The sequence below is a fragment of the Pseudoduganella sp. RAF53_2 genome (assembly GCF_052113985.1).
Lineage (GTDB): Bacteria > Pseudomonadota > Gammaproteobacteria > Burkholderiales > Burkholderiaceae_D > Rugamonas.
Window position 1 is genome coordinate 1 of record NZ_JBFRDW010000439.1, and the last position, 5150, is coordinate 5150.

The 5150-nt window shown below is 60.2% G+C and carries 7 protein-coding genes and 1 riboswitch; of the genes, 3 read left to right on the forward strand and 4 right to left on the reverse strand.

Going from position 1 to position 5150, the window contains the following annotated elements; translation table 11 throughout:
• Positions 1–81: 81 nt before the first annotated feature.
• On the reverse strand, positions 82–408 hold the full coding sequence (locus AB4Z11_RS22290; protein ID WP_442027738.1) for a hypothetical protein: 327 nt from the start codon (positions 406–408) through the stop codon (positions 82–84).
• A gap of 40 nt (positions 409–448) precedes the next feature.
• A riboswitch (SAM-I-IV-variant riboswitch) is annotated at positions 449–552 on the reverse strand.
• Positions 553–642: 90 nt separating this feature from the next.
• On the opposite strand from AB4Z11_RS22290, the gene AB4Z11_RS22295 reads away from it, so the two are divergent.
• Entirely contained in the window at positions 643–1467 is an 825-nt protein-coding gene (locus AB4Z11_RS22295) for a dienelactone hydrolase family protein (RefSeq protein WP_442027739.1), read from the forward strand.
• 5 nt (positions 1468–1472) lie between these two features.
• On the opposite strand, the gene AB4Z11_RS22300 is transcribed toward AB4Z11_RS22295, so the two are convergent.
• Together AB4Z11_RS22300 and AB4Z11_RS22305 are read right to left on the reverse strand one after the other, a co-directional pair.
• The gene (locus tag AB4Z11_RS22300) at positions 1473–1679 is read right to left on the reverse strand and encodes a hypothetical protein (protein WP_442027740.1); all 207 of its coding nucleotides are present in this window, start codon (positions 1677–1679) and stop codon (positions 1473–1475) included.
• 90 nt (positions 1680–1769) lie between these two features.
• Positions 1770–2696: a LysR family transcriptional regulator gene (locus AB4Z11_RS22305; RefSeq protein ID WP_442027741.1), complete on the reverse strand. Its 927-nt coding sequence runs from the start codon at positions 2694–2696 to the stop codon at positions 1770–1772.
• A 92-nt stretch (positions 2697–2788) separates the two neighbouring features.
• On the opposite strand from AB4Z11_RS22305, the gene AB4Z11_RS22310 reads away from it, so the two are divergent.
• Entirely contained in the window at positions 2789–3121 is a 333-nt protein-coding gene (locus AB4Z11_RS22310) for an HAD hydrolase-like protein (RefSeq protein WP_442027742.1), read from the forward strand.
• A 23-nt stretch (positions 3122–3144) separates the two neighbouring features.
• On the forward strand, positions 3145–4419 hold the full coding sequence (locus AB4Z11_RS22315; RefSeq protein WP_442027743.1) for an NAD(P)/FAD-dependent oxidoreductase: 1275 nt from the start codon (positions 3145–3147) through the stop codon (positions 4417–4419).
• On the opposite strand, the gene AB4Z11_RS22320 is transcribed toward AB4Z11_RS22315, so the two are convergent.
• A complete protein-coding gene (locus AB4Z11_RS22320) occupies positions 4406–5056 on the reverse strand; it encodes a CatA-like O-acetyltransferase (RefSeq protein ID WP_442027745.1) in 651 nt (216 codons plus the stop codon). The two genes, AB4Z11_RS22315 and AB4Z11_RS22320, sit on opposite strands and share 14 nt — an antisense overlap.
• Positions 5057–5150: the final 94 nt, after the last annotated feature.

Sequence of the window (5150 nt, forward strand, 5' to 3'; positions counted from 1 at the left end):
GCCGACAAGCTGTCGCCCAGCCCCGATACTTGATCTCAGGCGTGAAGCCGACAAGCTGTCGCCCAGCCCCGATACTTGATCTCAGGCGTGAACGGCTTCGCTCTCAAAGTGAAGCATATGTTCGACGTGCACCTTGATCTCGCCATTCAGGCTGGCGAGTTCCTTGCGCAATTCGCGCGCCRAATCGTCACTGATGCCCTCGACGGTAATGCTATGCTCGTGCCAGCCGCCACGACGCAAGATGACCCATTTCTCGATTTGCGCTTTGAAGTTTTTCAGCGTCGATTCCAGCTGGCCGGCGTTAGGCTCGCTGGTATGTGATACGACCTGAAAGGTGTGGGTCAAACGGAAGTCGCTGCGCCAGGCGCTGACGTCTTGGGAGGGAGTGAAGGAAGTCTGAGTTGTCATGGTTTCTCCAGAAATCTTGGCTCGATTCGGAGCAACCATGTCGCACCCGCTTCGTTGCCGTTAATAGGCCGCATCGCCGCAATGGCATCCACCTTGCCCGGGAGAGGCAGGTTGGCGTCGGAAAACCGACTCTTGATGCAAAATAGTTTGATAACGAATAAATCCGCTATGCCGAACTTTTTTTCAATATATCGGAAATTGATGAAATGGGCAAGTGTTCGCCGAACGGACTAAATGAAAAAAACAATCGCTTCCGCTTTTCTCCTTTGCGCAGCGCTGACAAGCTGTGCCATAGCGCCAGGGCGGCACGTCCTGGTGGACAATCCGGCGCCCCTGGGGCGGGATGTTTTCAAAGCTGTTTCCTCAGATCAATTCGAGAGCGCCAGCTTTACCTCATCGCGTGGGACACAATTGCCATATCGCTTGCTTCGCCCATCGAGGCTGAGCCAGGGACAATCGTATCCGCTGGTGGTTCAGTTGCACGGTTCGGGAGGCATTGGCACGGATAATCTAAGCCAGCTGGAACGGCTCGCCAAGAGCTGGACAATGCCCGAGGTGCGCGATCGCTATCAAGCGTTTGTCCTGATCCCGCAATTTCCGATCCGCAGCGCGAACTATGGCCCCGCAGCGCCGGACCAGCATGCCGTAGCGTCGGCGGCGCTTCAGGATGCATTGGAACTGGTCGCTCAATTTGCGGCGGTTAATCCCGTGGACAAGTCACGACTCTACGCTACCGGATTCTCCATGGGCGGCTCAGCAGCGTGGTTGCTGCCAACGATGGGCCCCCGTGTGTTCGCCGGTATCGTTCCCATTTCGGGCGTGGCGCCGCCAGACTCCCAGGCAGGCACTTTCATTCATCTCCCCGTATTGGCGATCCATGGCAACGCGGATGAGGAGAATCCCATCACTGCGGACAGGCGAYTCGTTCAAACCATTGCAAACCAGGGTGCACGGCAAGTATCACTGCGGGAGTACCAAGGCCTGGATCACCAGCCACCGGCCGACATCTACCCGGGATTCTGGTGGCGCGATTGGTTATTCCGTCAACAGCGGAAGTAAGGCGGTCAAGGCTTTACCAGGAACAGGCGCCGGCGTGACTGCATCAGGGGAATGGCGCGTTCCGGCCCTTCAGCGTCGCGCAGCAGGGCAAAGATCTGCTCCGGCGCCACGCCGTGTTTGGCGAGGAACTGCCATGCGACGACCGAGCCAAAGCCGCGATTGAATTCGATCGCCACGCGTTTCAGGTCGGGCGGGATAGGTGTGGATGACACGGGTGGGCCTCCATCGATCATGCCCCAGCTTCTAAATGGCTAGGTGCTAATGGATTTTTGCACACCAACTGAGCTATTACTAGTCAAACTTTACTTGCCGATCCGTTCCAGCTCATCGCTGATCACTTCCTGACCGTGCTGCACGATGAAGTCCTGGAACGACGCGGCCACAGTCGGCATCGGGCGGTCGGTTTTATGGATCACGTGCCAGTCGCCTTCGAAGGGCATGCCTTCCATCGGCAGGGGCGTCAGCAGGCCGCTTTTCAATTCTAGCGTGCAGGCGTGCAGCGACAGAAACGCAACACCGAGGCCCGCTGCCGTCATCTGCTTGATCGCTTCATTGCTGGACAGTTCAGAGCCAATCGACAGCGGCAAATTCGCCGTGCCGTACAGCCGCTCAATCGCCGTACGCGTGCCTGAGCCGCGCTCGCGCACCAGCAGATTGTGCCGCGCCAATTCGGCCAGCGTCACGGGCGGTCCATTCAGCAGGCTGTGATTGGGCGCGACAAAGAAAGCCATGGGGTGACGGGCGAAACGCGCCGCATGCGTGGGAAACTCGCGCGGCGGCGTGCCCATGATCGCTAGGTCGATTTCATTACGGCTCAACATGCCGATCACTTCGGGACGCGAGCCCACCTGCAGCTTGATGYGCACATGCGGACGGCCGGTCGTGAAGCGCACCAGCATCGGCGGCAGCAAGTGCTCCGCCGTCATCACGGCGCCGATGCGCAAAGTACCGCTGGTGACGCCTTTCAGTGCTGCGATTTCATCGCCGGCTTCTTCCCACAGTGTCAGCAAACGTTCTGCATAACCGGCCAGCAGCTCGCCCGCTGCGGTGAGCTGGATATTGCGTCCGTGCTTGCGCGTGAGCGGCATGCCGGCCGATTCCTCCAGMAATCGCAGGTGCAAAGAAATGGCTGGCTGCGTGACGTGCAGGGCCTCGGCGGCGCGCGAAACGCTCTCGTGGCGGGCCACCTGGGCCAGCGCCTGGAGCTGCTTGAAACTGGTTGGATACATAAGCGATCCCTAATGGATTTACGAAGATATTTTATTTTTATTTTATGTGAGGCTCCACTATAGTCAAATCGTTATCTGCGAAAGGAGTCAAAATGGCAACGCAAGCGGTAATCTTCGATCTGGCAACCCTCAACCCCTCCATGCTGCGCAAGGTGCAGAGCGACGGCTCGCACTGCGCCTTGATCACCGAGCTTCCCCACGACCTGGCGGAGAAGCGTTTGCAGTCGATGTTCGGTGATACGGCCCATCACGTTTTCTCCGTGGTGCTGGCTGGCGCCGACTTCACCGACAGCGGTCACGAATCGCCTTATCAGGTGGTTCTGCGCCTGCTTGAAGTCGCCCCCGAAGACGCTCTTGTCGTCGCCGATTCGCCGCGCGCAGTGAACGCTGCCTATAGCGCGCGGCTCAATATCTGTACAAGCTGAATTCATCAAGAAGGGAGGAAAGCATGAAATCAATCGTTATCGTCGGTGGTGGAGTCGCAGGACTCGAACTCGCAACCCGTCTGGGTCGCAGCCTCGGTAAGCGCGGCAAACGCCGCATCGTTCTTGTAGATCGTGCCCCCACCCATTTCTGGAAACCCCTGCTGCACTCGGTCGCAGCGGGAACGATTGACCCGGCCACCCACCACATCGACTACGCCCGCCAGGCGATCGACAACGGGTTCGAATTCGTGTGCGGCGATGTGGTGAATGTGAATCGCCACGAGCGTTCGCTGACGGTACGCCGCCATTTGCCGCATGCGTCCTCGCCGGAGATCGTGATTGAATACGACCGCCTGGTGCTTTCCTTCGGCGCCGTGACCAACTTCTTTGGCGTGCCCGGCGCGGAAGATCATTGCCTGTCGCTGGATAYGGTCGAACAGGCGGAAGCCTTCCGCCAGCGCTTCCTGGACCGCTGCCTCGCCGCAGGCATGACGGGCCAGAGCCTGGACATTGTGATCGTCGGCGCGGGCGCGACCGGCGTTGAACTGGCGGCCGACTTGCGCCACACCGTCGATACGCTGGTGCGCTACCGCGTCAGCAAGCGGGACTTCGCCCGTGACGTGCGCATTCGAATCGTGGAACGCTCGGATCGCGTGCTGCCGGGACTGGACCGTTCGGTGTCAGCTGCCGCGGCAAAACGTCTGGCGGCCATCGGCATCGAAATCTGCACCGAAACGGCAGTGGCTGAAGTGACCGACAACGCCGTGCTGACGACCGACGGGCAAAGCTTCCCCTCGGCGATCACCGTATGGGCCGCGGGCGTGAAAGGCTCGGGTCTGGCCACGCAGCTTGGTCTGGCCGTGAACCGCAACCAGCAGATCGTGGTCGGCGAATGCCTCGCCACGCGCGATGATCCGCATGTGTTTGCGATGGGGGATTGCGCGTCGATCGTCAACACGCGCACCAATGTGATGGTGCCGCCCAGCGCGCAGGCCGCGCGGCAGCAGGCGATCTTCCTCGCGGACCACCTGCTGCGCCTGGACCGCGAACGCCTGCCGGCTTTCCGTTACCGCGACTATGGCGCGCTGGTGTCGCTTGGCCCGTTCGGTACCGTCGGCATTCTGCTGCGCGCGATTGGCAGCCGGCACGTGCGCGTCAGCGGCGCCATCGCGCAAATGATCTACGTGTGGTCGTATCAGCGTTACGTGATGTCCAACGTCGGCACCTGGCGCACGCTGGGCCAGATGCTGGCGCGCTGGATGCTGTCGAAAACAGCCACACCGATCAAGTGGCAGTAGCCTGCATGATCGCCGTCAGCTCGGCGGCGATCTGCTGCGCCAGCAAGTGGATGTGGTAGCCGTCCGCGAAGCCGTGATGCACCTGCACGGAGAAGGGCAGGTGTACGCGGTTGCCCGGCGTGTCCCTGAACTTGCCCCATGCCAGCGATGGGATATCCGGTGACTTCAGGGCCGCAGTCGGGTGCTGGATCGACGTGAAGTCCAGCCAGGGAACGCAGGTCACGAATACCTGTTCCTTCGCCTCGCGCGGCGACATGGCGCGGTACTTCTGATTCAGCCCCGCCATCGTAGACGCTTCCGCGCCGGCCGCCTGGCTGCGCGCCACAAACTCGCGCAAATCATCCGACCATTCGAACATGGCGAAATTCAGGTCGTTGTGCTGGTTTTTTGCGGTGAACGAAGGCGTGAGCTTGTCGATGCGGATCACTTCACCATCGTGTATCCGGTACTGGAAGTTCTCGATCTTCAGGATCGAACGCAGCACGGCGCACAGCATCACATGGAAGGGAGGAAGGCCCTGGGCTTTGCACCAGGGCCGGAAGTCCGGCAAGTCCAGCGTGAAGGTCAGATTCAGCGCGGGACTATCCATCCCGTCAAACAAAGCGAAACGATCGCGGCGTAGTTCAAATTTCTCCATGCCGCGATTGTCGCACAACGCTGCCTTTAGAACGTACCCTCTACGCGCAGGCCGAAGTAGCGGTGGAAGTCGCGTGGGGGCATCCATTCGGTGG

What these genes read in the sequence shown, in the direction of transcription:
- AB4Z11_RS22320 (WP_442027745.1), bottom strand. Translation starts at nt 5,056, where the DNA reads ATGGAGAAATTTGAACTACGCCGCGATCGTTTCGCTTTGTTTGACGGG.
- AB4Z11_RS22310 (WP_442027742.1), top strand. Translation starts at nt 2,789, where the DNA reads ATGGCAACGCAAGCGGTAATCTTCGATCTGGCAACCCTCAACCCCTCC.